3 pseudogenes are annotated in these 21,933 nt (G+C 76.2%); all 3 read right to left on the bottom strand.

The annotated features are described in order from the left end of the window. Window positions 1-176: 176 nt before the first annotated feature. Window positions 177-7,030 (bottom strand): annotated as a pseudogene (locus ACZ5NW_RS04130) (SDR family NAD(P)-dependent oxidoreductase); the annotation flags it as partial. Between the two features lie 465 nt (window positions 7,031-7,495). Then, window positions 7,496-12,301 (bottom strand): annotated as a pseudogene (locus ACZ5NW_RS04125) (SDR family NAD(P)-dependent oxidoreductase); the annotation flags it as partial. A 141-nt stretch (window positions 12,302-12,442) separates the two neighbouring features. Next, window positions 12,443-21,856: pseudogene (locus ACZ5NW_RS04120) on the bottom strand (type I polyketide synthase); the annotation flags it as partial. Between the last annotated feature and the right edge of the window lie 77 nt (window positions 21,857-21,933).

Below are 21,933 nucleotides of genomic sequence, written 5' to 3'. Positions count from 1 at the left end.
GGCTGATCATCGACCACCTGCGGCGGGCCCGACCGGGGATCTCCGACCACGTGAGCCGGCCCCGCCACATGAGCTGGACCCCGCCACATGAGCCGGGCCCCGACCGGCGGACCCGGGCACGGGGGCCCGGATGGGCCCGGTGTCCGTGGTGCGGGCCCGCCGGTCAGGGGGCCTCGTCACGGGGTGTCGGGCAAGTCCCCGTCGATGAGGGCGAAGAGCTCGTCGTCCGTGGCGGAGTCGAGGGCGGTCTCGTCGGCGTCCCGCGACGGCGTCCCGTTCGCCGGGCGGGTGTCGTCCCAGCGGCTCAGCAGGGTCTGCAGGCGCCGGGTGACCCTGCCCCGCAGCTCCTCCTCCAGCCCACCCCGCAGCAGCGCCTTCTCCAGGCTCTCGATCTCGTCCAGCACCGGTGCGGACCGCGGCGCCGCCTCGGCGGTGAGCCGGGTGCGCAGGTGCTCGGCGAGCGCGGCCGGGGTGGGATGGTCGAAGACCAGGGTCGCGGGGAACCGGCAGCCGGTCGCGGCGGCCAGCCTGTTGCGGACGTCGACGGCGGTGAGCGAGTCGAACCCGAGATCGCGGAACGGGGTGTCCGGGTCCATGCTCTCCGCGTCGCCTCCGCCCAGCGCGATCGCGGCGTGCGACCGGACGAGCTGGAGCAGGAACTGCTTCTGCTCGGCCTCCTTCAGCGACGCCAGCTGCCGCGTGAGGCCCTCGGCGGGATCGGCCGTGGCGACCCGGGGCTGGACCGGCGCGTTGATCAGCCCCCGCCAGAGCGCCGGGAGGGCACCGTCACGGGCGAGGGACCGGAGCCGGCCCGCGCGGACGGCGGACGCCAGCAGCACGGGCTCGGCGGACCCGCGCGCCGCGTCGAACAGGGTCAGCGCCTGCTCGGTCGGCAAGGGGGCGAAGTACCCGCCGATGCGGGCCCGGTGGGAGCTGGTGATGTCGGCGGTGAGCCCGCTGGTCTCCGCCCACAGGCCCCACGCGATCGACACCGCCGGCAGCCCCATGGCCCTGCGGTGGCCGGCGAGCGCGTCGAGGAAGACGTTGGCGGCGGCGTAGTTGCCCTGCCCCGGAGCACCGGTCAGCCCGGCGCCGGAGGAGAACATCACGAACTCGGCGAGGTCGGCCCCCGCGGTGAGCTCGTGCAGATGCAGGGCCGCGTCGACCTTGGGCCGCATCACCGTGTCGATCATGTCCGGGGTGAGGGAGGGCAGGATCCCGTCGTCGAGGGCCCCGGCGGCGTGCACCACCGAGGTCAGCGGGTGTGCGGCCGGAACCGCGGCGAGCGCGCGGGCGAGGTCGGCCCGGTCGGCGACGTCGCACGCGACGATCTCCACCTGGGCGCCCAGCCCGGTCAGCTCGGCGCGCAGCTTCTCCGCGCCGGGTGCCTCGGGACCGCTGCGGCTGACCAGCATGAGGTGCCGGGCACCCCGCTCGGCGAGATGGCGTGCGACGAGACCGGCGAGGGTCCCGGTGCCGCCGGTGATGAACACCGTCCCCTCGGGGTCCGGCGCCGGCGGAACGGTCAGCACGATCTTGCCGACGTGCCGGGCCTGGCTCATGAACCGGAACGCCGGGACGGCCTGGCGGACGTCCCACGTGGTCACCGGCGGCAGTTCGAGTGCGCCGGTGCGGAACAGGTCCAGGATCTCCGCCAGCATCTCCTTGACGCGGTCCGGCCCCGCCTCGCGCAGGTCGAAGGCCCGGTAGCCGACGCCCGGGTGGGCGCCGGAGACGGCCTCGCCGTCGCGGATGTCCGTCTTGCCCATCTCGATGAAGCGTCCGCCGGGCCGCAGCAGCCGCAGCGAGGCGTCGACGAAGTCCCCGGCGAGCGAGTTCAGCACCACGTCGACGCCCTGTGCGCCGGTGGCATCCGCGAACCGCTGCTCGAACTCCAGCGTGCGGCTGGACGCGATGTGCGCGTCGTCCAGCCCGGCGGCCCGCAGGACCGGCCACTTGGCGGGGCTCGCGGTCGCGAACACCCGGGCGCCGTGGTGCCGGGCGAGCTGGATCGCCGCCATGCCGACCCCGCCGGCCCCCGCGTGCACGAGCACGCTCTCCCCGGGGCGCAGTCCGCCCAGGTCGAAGAGGCCGAAGTGCGCGGTGAGGAAGGCCACCGGCACCGACGCGGCCGCCTCGTACGACCATCCCTCGGGGATCCTGGCCAGCAGCCGGTGATCGGTCACCGCCACCGGCCCGAAGGCGTTGGTCCAGAACCCGAGGACGCGGTCGCCGGGCGCCAGGTCGGGCACGTCGGCACCGACGGCGGTGACCACGCCCGCGCCCTCGCTGCCCAGCTCCGTCTCGCCGGGGACCATCCCCAGGGCGGTGACCACGTCACGGAAGTTGAGTCCGGCCGCCCGCACGGCCACGCGTACCTCGTGCGGGCCGAGCGGTCCGGCGGGCGCCGGGCACTCCGCGAGCGTTAGGCCCTCCAGTGTCCTGGCGCCGGTGGCCTCCAGGCGCCAGGCGGCGGCGCCGGCGGGCGGTGTCAGGCTGTCGCCGCTGTCGGCCTGGGCCAGCCGTGGCGCCAGCAGGTCACCGGACCGGGCCGCGAGCTGGGGTTCGTCGCAGTCCGCCAGCTCCGCCCAGGTCCGCGCCGTCGCGGCGTCGTCGGGGGACGTGCCGTCGTCGACGAGGACGAACCGGCCGGGGTGTTCGGTCTGCGCCGTGCGCACCAGCCCCCAGACGGCGGTCGCGGCCAGGTTCGCGGCGTCGTCCTCGGCGCGCGCGGTGACGGCGCCCCGCGTCCTGACGACCAGCCGGCCGGCGCCGAGGCTGTCGTCGGCCAGCCAGCCCTGCACCACCTGGAGCGCGGCGGCGGTGACCGTGCGGACCCGGGCGGCCAGGTCGGCGGCGCCGCTGCCGCCGTCGGACGCGGGGGCGCTCCACACCACCAGGTCGGGCGCGGGGGTTCCCGCCGCGATCGCCGCCCGCAGCGCGGCCAGGTCGCGGTAGGTGTCGACGCCCGCGCCCGTGGCGGCGAGCCCCTCGGGGACTCCCGTCCCGTCGGCGTCGAGCACCGCCCAGCGGTGCCGGTCGGCCGCCGGGCCGGACCCGGACCGGGTGACGGGTGCCCAGGTGAGGCGGAACAGCGCGTCGCGCGTCGCTCCCGCGGTCGCGGCGAGCGGTTGTCCGGCCGACGCCGGCCGCACGATGACGGTTCCCACCGACACGACGGGCCGCCCGTCGGGGTCGGCGGCGGTCAGCGCCACCCGGTCCGGTCCGATGCGCCGTACCTTGACCCGCAGGTCGGCCGCCCCGGGCGCCACCAGGGCCACGTCGCTGAACACGAACGGCAGCCAGATGCCCGCCTGCGCGTCCGCGTCCGGGCCGTCTCCGGAGACGAGGATGCCGGCCGCCTGCGCCGCCGCGTCCAGCAGCGCGGGATGGATGCCGTACCGGCCGGCCTGGTCGCGCTGCTGGGAGGGCAGGCCGACCTCGGCGTAGACGTCGTCGCCGAGCCGCCAGGCCTTGCGGATCCCGCGGAAGGCCGACCCGAAGCCGTAGCCGCGTTCGGCGTATCCCGCGTAGAGCCGGTCGGTGGGCAGCGGCTCCGCGCCGGCCGGGGGCCAGATCACGAGGTCGCCGAAGTCCTCCGCGCCGGGCGTGCCGGTCAGCGCGCCGGCCGCGTGGGAGGTCCACTCGCCGTCGAGGGAGGCCTCCCCGGGCCGCGAGTACACGGTCACCGGGCGCTTGCCCAGCTGGTCCGGGGCGCCGGCGACGACCTGGACCTGGACCGCGCCCGCCGGCGGGATCACCAGGGGGGCCTCCAGGGCCAGTTCCTCGATTCCCGGACAGCCGGCCTCGGTCGCGGCCCGCAGCGCGAGTTCGACGAACGCCGTGCCGGGAAGCAGCGCCCGGCCGTCGACCTGGTGATCGGCGAGCCACCGGTGGGTCTGGAGCGACAGGCGGCCGGACAGCACCACGGAGTCGCTGCCGGCGACGTCGATCGCGGCGCCGAGCAGGGGGTGCTCCCCGGCGCGCAGCCCCGCCCTGCCGAGGGCGTCGCCGGACGGGGCCGTGGGGTCCTGCCAGTAGCGGCGCCGCTGGAAGGCGTACGTCGGGAGGGTGACGTGTCCGCCCGGGCGGTGGCCGAGCAGGGTGTTCCAGTCGACCGGTACGCCGCCGACGTAGGCCTGCGCGACCGAGCCGAGGAAGTCGTCCAGGCCGCCGCGGTCGCGGTGCAGCGTGCCGAGGACGACCGCGGAGGCGTCCGCGTCGGCGACGGTCTCCTCCAGGCCGAGGGTCAGCACCGGGTGCGGACTGGCCTCCACGAACAGCTCGTACCCCCGGTCGAGGAGGGTCCGGGTGACCTCGTCGAAGCGCACCGGCTGGCGGAGGTTGCGGTACCAGTAGTCCGCGTCGAGTTCGGCGGTGTCCAGCTGTCCGCCGGTGACCGCCGAGTAGAACGGGATCCGCGAGGGGCCGGGGGTGATGCCCTTCAGCTGCCCGAGCAGCTCGTCCCGGATCCGCTCGACCTGCGGCGAGTGGGAGGCGTAGTCGACCGGGAGGCGCCGTATCCGGATCTCGGAGTCCTGGTGTTCGGCCAGCAGTTCGGCCACGGCGGCGCTGTCGCCGGACACCACCACGGATCCGGGCCCGTTGACGACGGCGATCGCCAGCCGGCCGTCCCAGCGGGACACCAGCGCCTCGGCCTCGTCGCGCCCCACGCCCAGCGACACCATCGCGCCCTGCCCGGACAGCGACGCCAGGGCGGCGCTGCGCAGCGCCACCACCCGCGCCGCGTCCTCCAGGGACAGCCCGCCCGCCACACAGGCGGCCGCGATCTCGCCCTGGGAGTGTCCGACCACGGCGGCGGGCACGATGCCCGCGTGCTCCCACAGCGCGGCCAGCGACACCATGACGGCGAACAGCACCGGCTGGACGACGTCCACGCGCTCCAGGTCCGGGGCGCCGGGAGCGCCCCTGAGCACGTCGCGCACCGACCAGCCGGTGAACGGGGCCAGCGCCTCGTCGCACGCGGCGAGCCGGTCGCGGAACACCGGAGCCGTCTCCAGCAGCCCGAGCGCCATCCCCTGCCACTGGGACCCCTGCCCGGGGAACACCAGCACGGCCTCGCCGGAACGGGTGCGGGCCACGCCCTGGACCGTTCCCGGCCCGGGTCGTTCGGCGGCCAGCGCGTCCAGGCCGGCGAGCAGCTCGGCGCGGGTGGTGCCGAGGAGGACGGCCCGGTGGGTCAGCGCCGACCGCCGCAGCAGCGCGGCCGCGACGTCCCGGGGGTCGAGTTCGGGCCGGGTCTGAAGGAACTCCGCCAGCCGCGCGGCCTGTGCGCGCAGCGCGGGCTCACCGCGCCCCGACAGCACCCAGGGCACCACGGCGGACCCGCCCGGTTCCGCGTCGGCGGCGGGCGTCTCCTCCGGCTCGGGTGCCTGTTCCAGGATGAGGTGGGCGTTGGTGCCGCTGATACCGAAGGAGGACACGCCGGCCCGGCGCGGCCGCCCGGTGTCGGGCCACGGCCGCGCCTCCACCGCCAGCTCCACCGCGCCCGCCGACCAGTCGACGTGCGGGGTCGGCTCGTTCACGTGCAGCGTCGCCGGAACCACTCCGTGCCGCATCGCCAGCACGAGCTTCATCACGCTCGCCGCGCCGGCGGCGGCCTGGGTGTGGCCGATGTTCGACTTCACCGATCCCAGCAGCATGGGCCGGTCCGCGGCCCGGGCCCGCCCGTAGGTCGCGAGCAGGGCCTGCGCCTCGATCGGGTCGCCCAGCGACGTGCCGGTCCCGTGCGCCTCCACGACGTCCACGTCCGACGCGGGCACACCGGCGCGCGCCAGGGCGGCCTGGATGACCCGCTGCTGCGACGGCCCGTTCGGCGCCGTCAGCCCGCTGGACGCGCCGTCCTGGTTGGTGGCCGAGCCCCGTATGACGGCGAGGACCTGGTGTCCGCGGCGCCGGGCCTCGGACAGGGTCTCCACGAGCAGCAGGCCGACGCCCTCCGCGAAGCCGAATCCGTCCGCGCCGGACGCGAACGCCTTGGACCGCCCGTCCGGCGCCAGCGCGCGCATCCGGCTGAACTCGACGAACACCTTCGGGCTGGACATCACGGCCACCCCGCCGGCGACCGCCATGGTGCACTCCCCCGACCGCACCGCCTGGCAGGCGTGATGCAGCGCCACCAGGGACGACGAACACGCCGTGTCGACGGTCACGGCCGGGCCCTCCAGCCCGAACACGTACGCCAGCCGCCCCGAGACCACGCTCGGCGTGGTGCCGGTGACGACGTACCCCTCCACGCCCTGCGGGTAGTCCGAGGGTCCGGCGCCGACGAACACGCCGGTGCGGCTTCCCTTCAGGCTCGCCGCGTCCACCCCGGCGTCCTCGAACAGCTCCCAGCAGGTCTCCAGCAGCAGCCGCTGGCGCGGATCCATGGACAGCGCCTCGCGCGGGGAGATCCCGAAGAACGCCGCGTCGAACTCGGCGGCCCGCTCCAGGAACCCGGCCTCGCGGACGTACGACGTCCCCGAGTGGTCCGGGTCGGGGTCGAACAGCCCCTCCAGGTCCCAGCCCCGGTCCTCCGGGAAGCCGCCCACCGCGTCGCGGCGCTCCATCAGCAGCCGCCACAGCTCCTCGGGGGAGGCCACCCCGCCCGGATAGCGGCACGCCATGCCGACGATCGCCACCGGCTCGCGGAGCTTGGCCTCCAGCTCGTCGTTGCGCAGGCGCAGACGCCGGGTCTCCTTGACCGATTCCCGCAGCGCGCTGGTGATTTTCTCGATCGATGTCGTCACTGGGACCCTCACTCTTCGGTGCTGTGCACGGCGCGGATGAGTTCGTCGACATCCATGGCGTCGACCGCGGTGATCTCGTCGTCGTCGCGGTCGGGGCGGCCGTCGTCGCCGTCGTCCGCGTCCGGCACGTCGTCCGCCGGGCTGATCTGCTCGTTCAGCCAGCGGGCGAGCTCCATGGGCGTCGGGCAGTCGAAGATGAGCGTCGCGGGCAGCCGCAGGCCGGTCGCCGCGGCGAGCCGGTTGCGCAGCTCGACGGCCGTCAGCGAGTCGAAGCCCATGTCCAGGAAGCCGCGGTCGGGGTCCAGCGCGTTCACCGAGCCGTGGCCCAGCACGGCTGCGCCGTGCTTCCTGACGAAGGTGACGAGCGCCTGGCGCCGCTCGGCCGGGGCGAGCCCGGCGAGCTGTTCGGCGAGTGCGCCGGAGGCGTTCTCCTCGCCCGTGTCGGCGGCCGGCCGGCCGCCGCGCGGCACCAGCCCGCGCATCACCGCGGGCAGCGACCCCTGCTCGGCCTGGGCGCGCAGGGCGCCCCGGTCGAGCCGGGCGGCCACCAGCAGCGGCTGCCCGGACCCGACCCCCTGGTCCAGCAGGGCGAGGGCCTCCGGGACGGACATGGCGGACGCGCCGGCCCGGGCGAGCCGGTCGCGGTCCTGGCCGCCCATGCGGCCCGTCATGCCGCTCTCGGGCGCCCACAGACCCCAGGCCAGCGAGGTGGCGGCCTGTCCGCGGGCGCGCCGGGCCGCGGCGAGCGCGTCGAGGAACACGTTGGCGGCGGCGTAGTTGGCCTGGCCGGCGTTGCCGGTCACGCCGGCGGCCGACGAGAACAGGACGAACATGCCGAGGTCGAGGTCGCGGGTGAGCTCGTCGAGGTGCGCGGCGGCGTCGACCTTGGGCCGCAGGACGGCCTCCAGACGCTCACCGGTGAGGGAGGTGAACACCACGTCGTCGAGCACGCCCGCCGTATGGACCACGGCGGTGAGCGGACGGTCCGCCGGTATCCCGGCCAGCAGGTCGGCCAGGGCCGCCCGGTCGGCCACGTCGCACGCGGCGAACGTGACGTCCGCGCCCAGCTCGGCGAGTTCCCCGGCCAGCCGGTCGGCGCCCGGCGCGGCGGCGCCCTGGCGGCTCGCCAGCAGGATGTGGCGCATCCCCCACGGGCCGGCCAGGTGCTTGGCCACCAGGGCGCCCAGGGTTCCGGTGCCGCCGGTGATCAGTACGGTGCCCTCGGGGTCGGGGGCGGGCGGGATCGTCAGGACGAGCTTGCCGACGTGCCGGGCCTGGGCCATGAAGCGGAAGGCTTCGGGCGCCTCGCGGATGTCCCAGTCGCGGGTGGGCAGGTGTGTCAGGGTGCCGTCGCGCAGCAGCCGGACGACCTCGGTCAGCATCGACCGCATCAGCTCCGGGCTCGTGTCCCGCACGAGGTCCACCTGGCGGTAGACCACCCCCGGGTGGGCGTCGGCGATCTGTTCCGGGTCCCGGGGATCGGCCTTGCCCAGCTCGACGAAGTGGCCGCCCTTGGGCAGCAGCCGCAGCGAGGCGTCGATCAGCTCGCCGGTCAGCGAGTTGACGACCACGTCGACTCCGGTGCCGCCGGTGGCGGTGAGCATCCGGTCGGCGAACCCGGCGTCCCGCGACGACGCGATGTGGTCGTCGTCCAGGCCCATGTCCCGCAGCACGTCGTGCTTGGCGGGGCTCGCGGTGGCGAAGACCTCGGCGCCCAGATGGCGGGCGATCTGGACCGCCGCCATGCCGACACCGCCGGTCGCCGCGTGCACCAGGACCCGCTGCCCGGCGCGCACGCCGACCGTTTCGACCAGGGCGAACCAGGTGGTCAGGAACACGGAGGGGACGGCGGCCGCCTGCTCGTAGGACCAGTCCTCGGGGATCGGGGCGAGCCAGCGGTGGTCGGTGACCGCTTCGGTGGCGAACGCGCCGGGGATCATGCCCATGACCCGGTCGCCGGGCTTCAGTCCGGTGACGTCGGGACCGACCGCCTGGATGACGCCGGCCCCCTCGCCGCCGATGAAGTCGCCGCCGCCCGGGGCCATCCCGAGCGCCACCATGACGTCGCGGAAGCTGAGGCCGGCCGCCCGCAGCCGCACCCGCACCTGGCCGGCGGCCGGCGGCTCGCCGGTCTCGGGGCAGGGCGCGAGGGACAGGGCGTCGAGCACGCCGGAGCGGTCCGGTTCGAGCCGCCACCGGCCGCCGAGCGGCGCGGAAAGCCCGGACCGGGTGGCGCCGAGGGCCGCCAGCCGGGGTATCAGCGCCGCGCCGTCACGGATCGCGAGCTGCGGCTCGTCACCGGCCAGCGCCTCGGCCAGCGTGGGCACGCCGTCCGGGCCGTCCAGGTCGGCGAGGACGATACGGCCCGGGTTCTCCGTCTGCGCCGAGCGGAGCAGGCCCCACACGGGCGCCGCGGTGAGGTCCTGGACCTCGCCGGCCTCGCCGGCGGCGACCGCCAGATGGGTCACCACGACGAGCCGGGCGTCCGCCGTCCGGTCGTCGGCCAGCCAGGCCTGGACGTCGCGCAGCACCGCGGCGGTCAGGTCGGAGGCCGAGCCGGGCAGCTGGGCGCCGGCCGCCGCCGTACAGGGCAGCACCACGAGGCGGGGGCACGGCGCGCCCTCGGCCAGCTCGGCGAGCAGGTCGGCCATGCCGGGACGGGGGTCCGTGGAGATCCCGGACGCCCGCAGCCCCTCGGCCAGGCCGAGCGTGTCCTCGCCGAGGAGCGCCCAGCCGTCGCCGGCGTCGCCCTCGGGCTTCGGCGGCGCGATCCAGTCCAGCGCGAACAGGGAGCGGTCGGCCGGGGTCGCGGACCGGGCGAGCTGTTCGGCGGGGACCGGCCGGGAGACCAGGCGTTCGATCACCAGGACCGGGTCGCCGGTCTCGTCCGCCGCGCTGATCGTCACCGTGTCCGGTCCGGCCGGCGCGACCCGCACCCGCAGGTCCCGGGCACCGGGCGCGTACAGCGACACCCCGGTCAGGCTGAACGGCAGCAGCACCGTCCGGCCCTGGTCGTCGCCGCGCGCGGTGGCCGGGGCGAGCAGCATGGTCTGCAGCGCCGCGTCGAGCAGCGCGGGATGGACGCCGTAGCGGCCCGCCTCGTCGCGCACCGGGGCGGGCAGCGACACCTCGGCGTACACCTCGTCGCCCTTGCGCCACGCGCGGCGCAGCCCGCGGAAGGACGGCCCGTAGACATAGCCGCCGTCCGCCTCCGCCGCCGCGTAGAAGGCGTCGGGGTCCAGCTCCAACGGCTCGGCGCCGGGCGGCGGCCACGCGGCCGCGCCGGCGGGGACGGGGCGGTCGTCCGCCGCCAGGAGCGCCGACGCGTGGCGCGTCCACTCCCCCGGCTCGCCGTTTCCGGTGTCCGGCCGGGTGTAGACGGCCAGCGGCCGGTGTCCGGCGTCGCCGGGCGGGCCCACGACCAGCTGGACGCCGACCGGGGTGTCGCCGTCGAGGAACAGCGGTGCTTCCAGGGTGAGTTCCTCGATCCGGGGGCGGCGCGCCTCGGCGCCGGCCCGCAGGGCCAGCTCGGTGAAGCCCGTCGCCGGCAGCAGGCAGACCCCGTTGACGCCGTGGTCGGCCAGCCACGGCCGGGTGTCGGCGGACAGCCGCCCGGTGAGCACCAGGCCGCCGGTGTCCGCCAGCTCCACCGCGGCGCCGAGCAGCGGATGGTCCTGCGTCGCCACGCCGAGGGCCGTCGGGTCCACGGCGGCCCGCTCGTGGTTCTTCCAGAAGCGCTGCCGCTCGAAGGCGTAGCGGGGGAGCTCGACCCGCTTGCCGCCGGGGATCAGGCGGGCCCAGTCCAGGTCCGCGCCGTTCACCCACGCCTCGGCCAGCGAGGCGGCGAAGCGGGCCATGCCGCCCTCGTCGCGGCGCAGCGAGCCCACCGTCACCGGCTCGGCGGAGTCGTCCGCCGAGGTGGCGGTGTCCATGACGGCGGCGGTCAGCACGGGGTGCGGGCTGGCCTCGACGAAGAGGGTGAAGCCGTTGTCGAGGAGCGCCCGGGTGACGCGTTCGAACAGCACCGGCTCGCGCAGGTTGCGGTACCAGTACTCGGCGTCCAGCCCGGTGGTGTCGGCCGGCTCTCCGGTGACCGCCGAGTAGAAGGGGATCCGCGCGCGCTGCGGGGTGATGCCGTCCAGCGTCGCCAGGAGGTCGTCGCGCATCTGCTCGACCTGCGGCGAGTGCGAGGCGTAGTCGACGTCGATGCGCCGGATCCGGATGCCCTGCCGTTCGCACTCGGCGGTCAGTTCGTCCAGCGCGTCGGTGTCGCCGGCCACGACGAGCTGCGAGGGGCTGTTGACGGTCGCGATCGACACCCGGCCCCGCCACGGGCCGAGCAGGGCCGCGACCCGCTCCTCGCCGGCCTGCACCGACGCCATGCCCGCGGAGCCGGTCAGCCGGGTCAGCGCCGTCGCGCGCACGGCCACCACCTTGGCGGCGTCCTCCAGCGACAGCGCGCCGGCCACGTACGCGGCGGCGATCTCGCCCTGGGAGTGACCGACCACCGCCGCGGGGCTCACGCCGTAGTGCTGCCAGAGGCGCGCCAGCGAGACCATCACCGCGAACAGGGCGGGCTGCACCACGTCGACCCGGTCCAGTCCGGGCGCCCCCTCCGACCGGCGCAGCACCTCGGTCAGCGACCAGTCGGTGTACGGCGCCAGCGCCCGCTCGCACTCGTCGACGTACGCGGCGAACTCCGGGGAGCTGTCGAGCAGTTCGGCGGCCATACCGGCCCACTGGCTGCCCTGTCCGGGGAAGACGAAGACGGCGCGCGGCTTGCGCTGCGCGGTGCCGTGCACCACGCCGGGGTCCGGCTCGCCGTCGGCCAGCCGGGCCAGGCGGGCGAGGTAGTCGTCGCGCTCGGCGCCGAGCACCACCGCGCGGTACGGCAGCGCGGCTCGCGTGGAGGCCAGGCTCCAGCCGATGTCGCGCGGCCGCGCCTCCGGGTCGTCCGCGAGCAGTCGGCGCAGCTTGCCGACCTGCCCGCGCAGCGACACCGGGGAGGCGGCCGAGACGGGCCATGGGACGGTCGTGCCCGCGTCCACCGCCTCGGTGGGGGCCGGACCTGGTTCCGTCTCGGGTACGTGGTCCGGCTCCGGCGCCTGTTCGAGGATGATGTGGGTGTTGGTGCCGCTCATGCCGAACGCGGACACGCCGGCCCGGCGCGGCCGCCCACTGTCGGGCCACGGCTGCGCCTGCACCGCCAGCTTCACGGCGCCCGCCGACCAGTCGACGTGCGGGCTCGGCTCGTCCACGTGCAGCGTCGCCGGCACCAGCCCGTGCCGCATCGCCATCACCAGCTTGATCACGCCCGCCGCGCCGGCGGCCGCCTGGGTGTGGCCGATGTTCGACTTCACCGACCCGAGCAGCACCGGCCGGTCCGCGGGACGGCCCTGGCCGTAGGTCGCCAGCAGCGCCTGCGCCTCGATCGGGTCGCCCAGCGACGTGCCGGTCCCGTGCGCCTCCACGACGTCCACGTCCGACGACGTCATGCCGGCGCGCGCCAGGGCGGCCTGGATCACCCGCTGCTGCGACGGGCCGTTCGGCGCCGTCAGCCCGTTCGACGCGCCGTCCTGGTTGACGGCGGAGGCCCGGATCACGGCGAGCACCTCATGGCCGTTGCGCCGCGCCTCGGAGAGCCGCTCCACGAGGAACAGCCCGACGCCCTCGGCGAGGCTCATCCCGTCCGCGGCGGCGGCGAACGCCTTGCACCGCCCATCCGGCGCGAGCGCGCCCAGCCGGCTGAACTCGATGAACTCCTTCGGGCTCGACATCACCGCCGCGCCACCGGCCACCGCCATGGTGATCTCGCCCGACCGCAGCGCCTGGCAGGCCAGGTGCAGCGCGACCAGGGACGACGAGCACGCGGCGTCGAGCGTCATCGCCGGGCCCTCCAGCCCGAACACGTACGACAGCCGCCCGGACATCACACTGCCGGTGCTCCCGGTCGCGGCGTAGCCCTCGGCCCACTCCGGGACCTGCGGCGCGCCCGTCACGTAGTCGGTGGGGTTGGCGCCGATGAAGACGCCGGTGCGGCTTCCCTTCAGGGTCGCCGCGTCGACCCCGGCGTCCTCGAACAGCTCCCAGCAGGTCTCCAGCAGCAGCCGCTGGCGGGGGTCCATGGCCAGCGCCTCGCGCGGGGAGATCCCGAAGAAGCCCGCGTCGAAGTCCGCGACCCCGTCGAGGAAGCCGCCCTCGCGGACGTACGCGGTCCCCGGGTGATCCGGGTCCGGGTCGAACAGGGTGAGGTCCCAGCCCCGGTCCTCCGGCAGCCCGGCCACGGCGTCACGGCCCTCCATCAGCAGCCGCCACAGGCCCGCCGGGGACACCACGCCGCCCGGATAGCGGCACGCCATGCCCACGATGGCCACCGGCTCGCCGTCGTCGGCCGGGAGGTCCAGGGGCTCGGCGGCCGGCGCGGCCAGCTCACCGAGGGCCAGTTCGAGCAGGTGCCCGGCGACGGCCGTGGCGGTGGGGTAGTCGAACGCGAGGGATGTGGACAGGCGCAGCCCGGTGGCCGTGTTCAGCCGGGTACGGAACTCGACCGCGGTGACCGAGTCGGATCCCATGTCCGTGAACGGGCGGTCGGGGTCGACGTCGGCGGCGCGTTCGTAGCCGAGGACGGCCGCGGCCTCGGTGCGGACCAGGTCGAGCACCGCCCATTCGCGTTCCGACTCGGCCAGGTCGGCCAGCAGCCGGCCGAGGGCCGTCGCCCCGTCCGCGCCCCGGCCGGACGCCCCGTCGGCGGCGGCCCGTACCTCGGGCAGGTCGTCGAGGAGCGGCCGGGGACGGGCCGCCGCGAAGAGCGAGGCGAACCGGTCCCACTCCACGTCGGCGACCACCACGGAGGTGTCGTTCTGGTCGAGCGCGCGCCGCAGGGAGCGCAGCGCCTGGTCGGTGTCCAGCAGCGGCAGCCCCTGCCGTTCCGACTGGCCCGCGAGCATCTCCAGCACCGCCGGGTCGTCGTCCTCGTCGTCGACGTCCCCGAACGGGTTCCAGACGCCCCAGGCCACGGAGGTGCCCGCCAGGCCCCTGGCGCGGCGGCGGACGGCCAGCGCCTCCAGGTACGCGTCGGCGGCCGCGAAGGCGCCGTGGTCGGCCGCGCCCCAGACGCCCGCGACGGACGAGTACAGGACGAAGGAGTCCACGGTGTCCGCGGCGTCCTCGCCCAGCAGCTCGTCCAGGACGCGCGCCCCGGTCGCCTTGGCGCGCAGCGCGTCGGCGAGCCGGGCCGGTGGGGTCTCCGTCATCGGCGCGCGCTCGGGAACGACGGCCGTGTGGACGACGGTGCGGACCGGCCGTCCGGCGGCCCGGGCCTCGCCGAGCAGGGCCTCCATCGCGGCGCGGTCGGCCACGTCGCAGGCCGTGATGGTCACCGAGGTGCCGGACCGCGCGAGTTCCGCGCGCAGCGCGGCGGCGCCCGGGGCGTCCGGGCCCCGCCTGCCGGTGAGGATGACGTGCTCCGCTCCCGAGGCCGCCAGCCACCGGGCCAGGCGCCTGCCGAGCCGGCCCGTACCGCCGGTGATCAGCACGCTGCCGCCGTCCGGCTGCCAGGTACGGGGCGCGGGCCGGTCGGCCACCGCGTCCCGCACCAGCCGCCGCACGTGCACCCCGCTGTCGCGCACGGCGACCTGGTCCTCCGCGCCCAGCCCGCCGGCCAGCACCGAACACAGCCGCTGTAGCGCGTCCTCACTGGGGGAGGCGGTGGAGCCGGGCAGGTCGATGAGCCCGCCCCAGCGCTGCGGGAACTCCAGGCCGGCGACCCGTCCCATGCCCCACACCTGGGCCTGCGCCGGCGATCGCAGGTCTGCGCCGTCCGCGCCGTCCACACAGACGGCACCGCTGGTCACCAGCCACATCGGGATGTCGGCCGCCACGTCGGCGAGTGCCTGGACGAGGGCCAGCGTGCCGGCGGTGCCCGCCGGAACGTCCGGGAACTCCTCGTGCGGGCGCTCGTCCATCGCCAGCAGCGACAGCACACCGGCCGCGTCCGCCGCCGCCCCGTCGCGGAGCAGTCCGGCGAGGTGCTCCCGGCCGTCGCGCGCCGGGTCCAGGGTGAGCCGCTGGGCGTCCGCGCCGCGCTCGGCGAGGGTCCGGCACACGGCGTCGGCGCAGTCGTGTCCCGGGCCGGTGGGGGGCGCCACGACCAGCCAGGTCCCGCTCAACCCCGGCTCGTCCGTCTCGGCGGCGGGCCGCCAGTCGACGCGGTAGCGCCAGGCGTCGAGTTCCTCGCCCGCGAGGTCCGGGATCGCGGTCGGCTCCGCGTCGTGCCCGGCGAAGACCGGCCGCCAGTCCACGTCGGCGCCGTGGGTGTACGCCTCGGCGAGCGAGGTCAGGAAGCGGCCGGTGCCGCCGTCGTTCCTGCGCAGGGTGCCCTGGGCCCGGGCGTCGCCGCCCGTGTCCTCGACGGTCTCCTCGATCGCCGGGGTGAGCACCGGGTGCGGGCTGGCCTCGATGAACAGGCCGTGGCCGTCGGCGAGCAGCGCGCGCACCGCGTCCTCGAACCGGACGCGCTCGCGGAGGCTGCGGTACCAGTACTCCGGCCCGAGTTCGCCGGTGTCCAGCAGGCCGCCGGTGGCCGAGGAGTAGAACGGCACCTTCCCCGGCCGGGGCGTGATCCCCGCGAGGACATGGCCGAGCCGGTCACGGAGCTGCTCGACGTGCGGCGAGTGCGAGGCGTAGTCCACGTCGACGCGCCGGAACCGGACGCCGTCGCGCTCGCAGACGTCGGCCAGTTCCTCCAGGGCGCCGACGTCACCCGCCACGACGACGCTGCCGGGCCCGTTGACCGCGGCGATCGACAGACGGCCGTCGAAGCGGCGCAGCAGCGCGGTGACCGCCTCCGCGCCGAGGGCGATCGAGGCCATGCCGCCCTGTCCGGACAGGCGGGTCAGTTCGGCGCTGCGCAGCGCCACGACCCGGGCCGCGTCCCGCAGCGAGAGCGCGCCGGCGACGTACGCGGCGGCGATCTCGCCCTGCGAGTGACCCGCCACGGCGGCCGGTGTGACGCCGTAGGAGCGCCAGAGCTCGGCCAGCGAGACCATCACCGCGAAGAGCGTGGGCTGGACGACGTCGACCCGGTCGAGCGAGGCGGCGCCGGGCTCCCCGGCGATCACCGCGGCGAGCGACCAGTCGGTGAACTCGGCCAGGGCCTCCCCGCACGCGCGCATCTGCTCGGCGAAGGCCGGTTCGGCGGCCATGAGGTCGGCGGCCATGCCGGGCCACTGGGCGCCCTGGCCCGGGAACACCAGGGCGGTCCTGAGGTCGTCGCCCGCGGTGCCCTGGATCAGGTGGGCCGAGGTCCTGCCCTCCGCGAGCGCGGTCAGCGCGTCGTCGAAGGCTCCGGTGTCGCCGGCCAGGACGACGGCGCGGTGTGCGGCCCGGCCCGGCAGCGCGGCCAGGGACGATCCGACGTCGAGGGGGCCGAGTTCCCGGTCGCGGGCCGTGAAGTCCCGCACCGCGGCGGCGCGGGCCCGCAGGCCGGTGGCGCTGGCGGCGGACAGCACCCACGGGACCGGCGGCCGGTCGTCGGGGAGTTCGGGCGCCTCGCGGTACCAGAAGCGGCGGTGCTGCCACGGGTAGGCGGGCAGGCTGACGGGCCGGCGCGCGGCCTCGGGGGGTGCGGGGACGGCGCCGGTCACGAACAGTTCCGCGGCGGTGGCGGCGAGCCGGTCCAGCGGGTCGTCGGCGTCCACCGCCACCCCGAACCGGGCGGCCGGCGCGTCGGGCAGGTCGCGCGGCAGGACGTCGACGAGCGTGTCCACGCCCGCGTCCGCGAGGTCGTCGGCCAGGTCCTGCGACCGGTCGGCGGGCGCCTCCCGGCGGGCGCGCAGCGCCAGGTCGTCGGGCGACAGGGCGGGGCCGTCGCCGTCGGCCGGCACCTCGGGTACGCGTCCGGGCCGCAGGACGACGCCGGACGTCCGCCCGGCGGCGAGGCGCAGCGCGTCGTCGAGGTCCAGCCGTCCGGCCGCCCAGGCGGCGCCCACCTGGCCCGCGCCCTCACCGATCACGGCCTGCGGCGCCAGTCCGACGCCGGCCCACAGCCGGGCCGCCGCGACGTGATGGCACAGCAGGTACGCGGCCGGCAGCTCGGCCGACGGCTCGGCGAACGGGTCGACGGTCGCGCCGGTGAGCGCGGTGAGGCGTTCGGCGCAGGAGCGCAGGGTCGCGGCGTACTCCGGCAGCTCGGCCAGCCGCTCGCGCAGGGCGGCGGACGGCGGCTCGGCACCGTAGCGGAATCCGACGGTGCGTCCGGTCCCGTCGGGGACCTGTCCCGTGCGGGCGGCCGGTGTGCCGGTGCCTCGCGCCGCCGCCTCCAGGGCCGCCGCGAGGGCGGCGGCGTCCCGGCCGGTGACGGTGAGCCGGTGGCTCAGCCAGGTGCGGCGGTAGGCGGCGGTGAAGACGATGTCGTCCACGTCGTCCGGGGTCCGGCGCAGCCGGGCGGCGAGGCGTCCGGCGGCCTGGCGCAGCGCCGGCTCCGACGCCGCGGTGACCATCAGGACGTACGGGGCCCGGCGGGGCGCGGCCGGAGCCGGCTGCGGAACCTCCGGTGGCTGCTCCACGACCACGTGGGCGTTGCTGCCGCTGAACCCGAACGAGCTCACGCCCGCGCGCCGCGGGTGGTCCCGGCGCGGCCACTGCCGCCGCTCGGTGACCACCGAGACCGGCAGTTCCTCCCAGTCGATGTGCGTGGAGGGCCGGTTCAGCGGGTGGGGCGGGAGCTCGCCGTGGTGCAGCGCGAGGATCACCTTGAGCAGCCCGGTGACACCGGCGGCGGCCTCCAGGTGCCCGATGCCGGCCTTGGCGGCGCCGATCAGCAGGGACTCGTCCGCCGTGCGGCCCGGTCCCAGTGCCTCGGCGAGGGCGCGGACCTCGATCGGGTCGCCCAGGGGCGTGCCGGTGCCGTGGGCCTCGACGTAGTCGACGTCGCGGGGTGCCCAGCCCGCGGCCTCGATCGCCCGCTGGATGACGGCGACCTGCGCGGACGCGTTGGGCACGGTCATGCCGCCGCTGGCGCCGTCCTGGTTGACGGCGGTGCCGCGGATGACCGCGTAGACGCGGTCGCCGTCCCGGCGGGCCGCGCCGAGCGGCTTGAGGATGACCGCCGCCGCTCCCTCGCCGCGGCCGTAGCCGTCGGCCGCGTCGTCGAACGTCTTGCACCGTCCGTCGGGGGCCAGGGCGCCGGCCCCGGACATGGAGACCGACACGGTGGGCGCGACGATCACGTTGGCGCCGCCCACGACGGCGATCTCGCAGTCCCCCTGGCGCAGGCCCTGGCACGCCAGGTGGACCGCGGTCAGGGACGACGAGCACGCGGTGTCGACGGCGATGCTGGGGCCGCTCAGCCCGAGGAAGTACGACAGGCGTCCGACGGCCGCGGCGAATGTCGTGCCGGTCCCGTAGAAGTGGTCGACGTCGGCCATGTCCCGGGTGAGCAGCTGCGCGTAGTCGGTGGTGTTGAGGCCGAAGTAGACGCCGGCGTCCCGGCCGTCGCGCGCGGGCTGGCCGGCGTCCTCCAGCGCCTCCCAGGCGACCTCCAGCAGCAGGCGGTGCTGCGGATCGAGCGACTTGGCCTCGCGCGGCGAGACCCGGAAGAACTCCGCGTCGAAGCCCTCGACGTCGTCGAGGAAGCCGCCGCGCAGGGGGACGTCGGGTCCTGCCTCCGCCCAGATGGGGTCGGCGCGGCGGGCCGCCGGCATGTCGCGGACCGCGTTGCGGCCCTCCGCCAGCAGCTCCCAGAACTGCTCCGGCGAGCTCGCGCCGGGCAGCCGGCACGCGATGCCGATCACCGCGACGGCGTCGTCGTCCGGCCCGTCGTCGTCCGCGGGGCCGCCGGACGCGACGGCCCGCGCGGCCGTTCCGCTCGCGCCGTCCGCCACCGGGGCGGCCTCCGCCAGGAACGCGCTGAGCTGCTCGATCGTCGGGTGCTCGAAGACGATCGTGGTGGGCAGTTCCAGGCCGAACTCGGCGGACAGGCGGTCCCGCAGCTCGACGGCGGTGAGCGAGTCCAGGCCCTGGTCGAACAGGCCGCGCCGCCGCGCGAGCGGCTGGTAGCCGGAGAGCCCGAGCACCGCCGCGACCTGCTCCTCGACGCGCCGCAGCGCACCGCCGACCGCGCGCGACAGCCCGGCCGGGGCGGGCCCAGGCGGCGCGGTCATGGGGGCGGGTACGGAGACGGGTACGGCCTGCGCGCCACTGGGGCTCGGTACGGAGACCCCGCCGGGTGCGCCCGGTACGCCCGCTGTGCCGTTCGTGCCCGGGGCTGCCGCCGTGTCGTCGATACCCGGGGCTGCCGCCGCGCCACCCGTGAGCGGGGCCGAGTCGGCCGTCGGGTGGGCCAGCATCTCGCCGATCACCTTGCCGTCGCCGTCGAGCAGGCTCAGGCGCACCCGGGCCGGCGCCGTGGCCTCCGCCGGGCCGCGCCCCTGCTCGCCGGGCTCGACCCCCGGCAGCCAGTACGTGTCGCCGCCCCAGGAGGGCACCGGCAGCGTCCGGTACCGGCCCGGCGTTCCGGTGATCTTCGTCCAGTCCACGTCGACACCGCTGACGTGGAGCCGCGCGACCGTCTTGTGCAGCACGAGCAGCCCGGACTCGTCGCGGCGCAGGGTGGCCGTCACCGGCCCCCGGCGGTCACGGCGGCGGACGGCGTCCGCGAGCGGCCGGACCAGCGTGGGGTGCGGGCCGATCTCGACGAGCGCCCGGTCGCCCTCGGCGAGCAGCCGGTCGATCGCGGGCCACAGGAGGACGGGGTCGGTGAGGTTGCGTTCCCAGTAGACGGCGTCGCGGCGCACGTACGGGTCGTCGGGGAGCACGCTGGAGAGCAGCCGCACCGAGGGCGCGGCGGCGGTGAGACCGTCCAGCGCCTCCCGCAGCAGCGGGCCGCACTCGGCCACCACGGGGCTGTGGAAGGCGTAGTCGCCGGACAGCCGCTTGCATCGCAGGCCGCGCCCCTCGACCGCCGCCGCGGCCGAGTCGATGGCGTCCGCGGGGCCGCTGAGGACGACCGCGTCGGGCCCGTTGACGGCGGCGACCACCACCGGCAGGCCGGTGTCGGCGATCATCGCCTGGACGGTGTCGTGGTCCGCGCGGACCGCGAGCATGGCACCCCGGCCCGCCGTCTCCTGGAGGATCCGTCCTCGCAGGACGGCCAGCCGTACGGCGTCGACGCGGGAGAGAGCGCCCGCCGCGTGGGCGGCGGCGATCTCGCCGACGCTGTGGCCGACGACGGCCTCGGGCCGGACGCCGCAGTCGGCCAGCCAGCCCGTCAGCGCCATCTGCACGGCGAACAGGGCGGGTTGGGCGATGTCGGTCCGGTCGAGCCGGCCGTCCGCGCCGCGACGCAGCTCGTCGATCAGTGACCAGGGGGCGTCCCGCCGGATCAGGGCGTCGCACTCGTCGAGGGTCTCCCGGACCACGGGCGAGGCGTCGTACAGGTCCATCGCCATGCCGGGCCACTGCGCGCCCTGGCCGGAGTACACGAACACCGTGCCGGGGGCGCCCTCGGGGTCCACGGCGCCGACGTACGCGCCGTCCGGCGATTCGTCGGACTCGGCCAGCGCGGCGGCCAGTTCCTCCGGTCCGGCCGCGACGGCGGCGAACCGGTGCCGTTCGTGGGTGCGCCGCGTGGCGGCGGAGGCGACGAGGTCGCCGAGCCCGTCGGCCTCGGCGGTCACCCGCTCCCCCATCGCGGCGATCTGGTCGGCCAGGCCGGCCCGGTGGTGGGCCGAGGCGAGCAGCACGTAGGGGCCGGCCGGGCGGTCGGCCGCGGGTTGGGTCGCGGCGGGCTCGACGCCTTCGGCGATCACATGGACGTTGGTGCCGCTGAGTCCGGACGAGCTCACGCCGACGCGCAGCGGCCGGTCGGTGTCGGCCAGGCTGACGGTGCCGAGCGGCACCTCCAGGGTGCCGCGGTCCCACGGGACGGCCGAGGTGAGCCGGTCGAGGCCGGGCTGGGCGGGCACCTCGCGCGCGTTGACGACCCACAGGCCCTTCAGCAGGCCGGCGATCCCGGCCGCGCCGTCGGTGTGTCCGAACACCGCCTTGTTGGAGCCCACGTAGAGGGGCCGGTGGGCGGGGTCGCGGTCCTTGCCGAAGACCTCGTCCAGCGCCATGAGTTCGACCTGGTCGCCGAGCGGGGTGCCCGTGCCGTGGGCCTCCACGTAGTCGAGGTCGGACGGGCCGAGGCCGGCGCCGCCGAGGGCGGAGCGCAGCAGGTCGGCCTGGGCGAGGCCGTTGGGCGCGGTGATGCCGAGGCTGTGGCCGTCGTGGTTGGCCACCGACGCGCGGATGACGCCGTAGATCCGGTCCCGGTCGGCGACGGCGTCGGACAGGCGCTTGAGGACGAGGACGCCGCATCCGTCACCGCGCAGGATGCCGTCGGCGTCGGCCGCGAAGGGCCGACATCGCCCGGTCGGCGAGATCGCGCCGATCCGGCTCATGAAGACGCTCAGCTCGGGCGTGATCATCAGGCTGACGCCGCCGGCCAGGGCGATGTCGGACTCGCCGGACCGCAGGCTCTGACTCGCCAGATGCACGGCGAACAGCGAGGAGGAGCAGGTGGTGGTGAGCGAGGCCATCGGGCCGTGCAGGTCGAAGGTGTAGGCCAGCCGGCCGGCCGCGAAGCTGAACTCGGTTCCGCTGGCGTAGTGCGGCCCGATGCCGCGGATGCCGAGCGTCTTGGTGTGCAGCGTCGCGTAGTCGTGGGCGAACATGCCGAAGAACGCGCCCGTGCGGGTGCCGCGCCAGGCGTCGGCGGGCCGCCCGGAGTCGCTCATCGCCTCCCAGGCCACCTCCAGCATCAGCCGTTGCTGGGGGTCCATCGCGTTCGCCTCGCGCGGCGCGACCCCGAAGTAGGAGGCGTCGAACCGGTCGATCTCCTCCAGGAAGCCGCCGACATGGCTGGCGGTGCCCTGGCCGGTGCCGTCCGGGTCGGTGTGGGCGCGGTCCCAGCGGGTCGCGGGGACGCTCCGGAAGACGGGGGTCGCGGACCTGAGGGCCGCGCCGAAGGAGTCGAGATCGCGGGCGCCGCCGGGGAACCGGCAGCCGACGCCGACGACGGCGATCGGTGTGGCGTACGGGCTCGTCAGCGGTCGTTCTGCCATTGAAGATTGTCCTTGCTCTACAATGATCTTCCGCAATGTCGGCATCGGGATCCCGTGGGATACCGGGAGGGCGACCG

It is taken from the genome of Streptomyces sp. NPDC032126, from assembly GCF_055580085.1.
The sequence above is the reverse complement of the archived record's forward strand: the minus strand, read 5'-3'. Positions and strand labels throughout refer to the sequence as shown.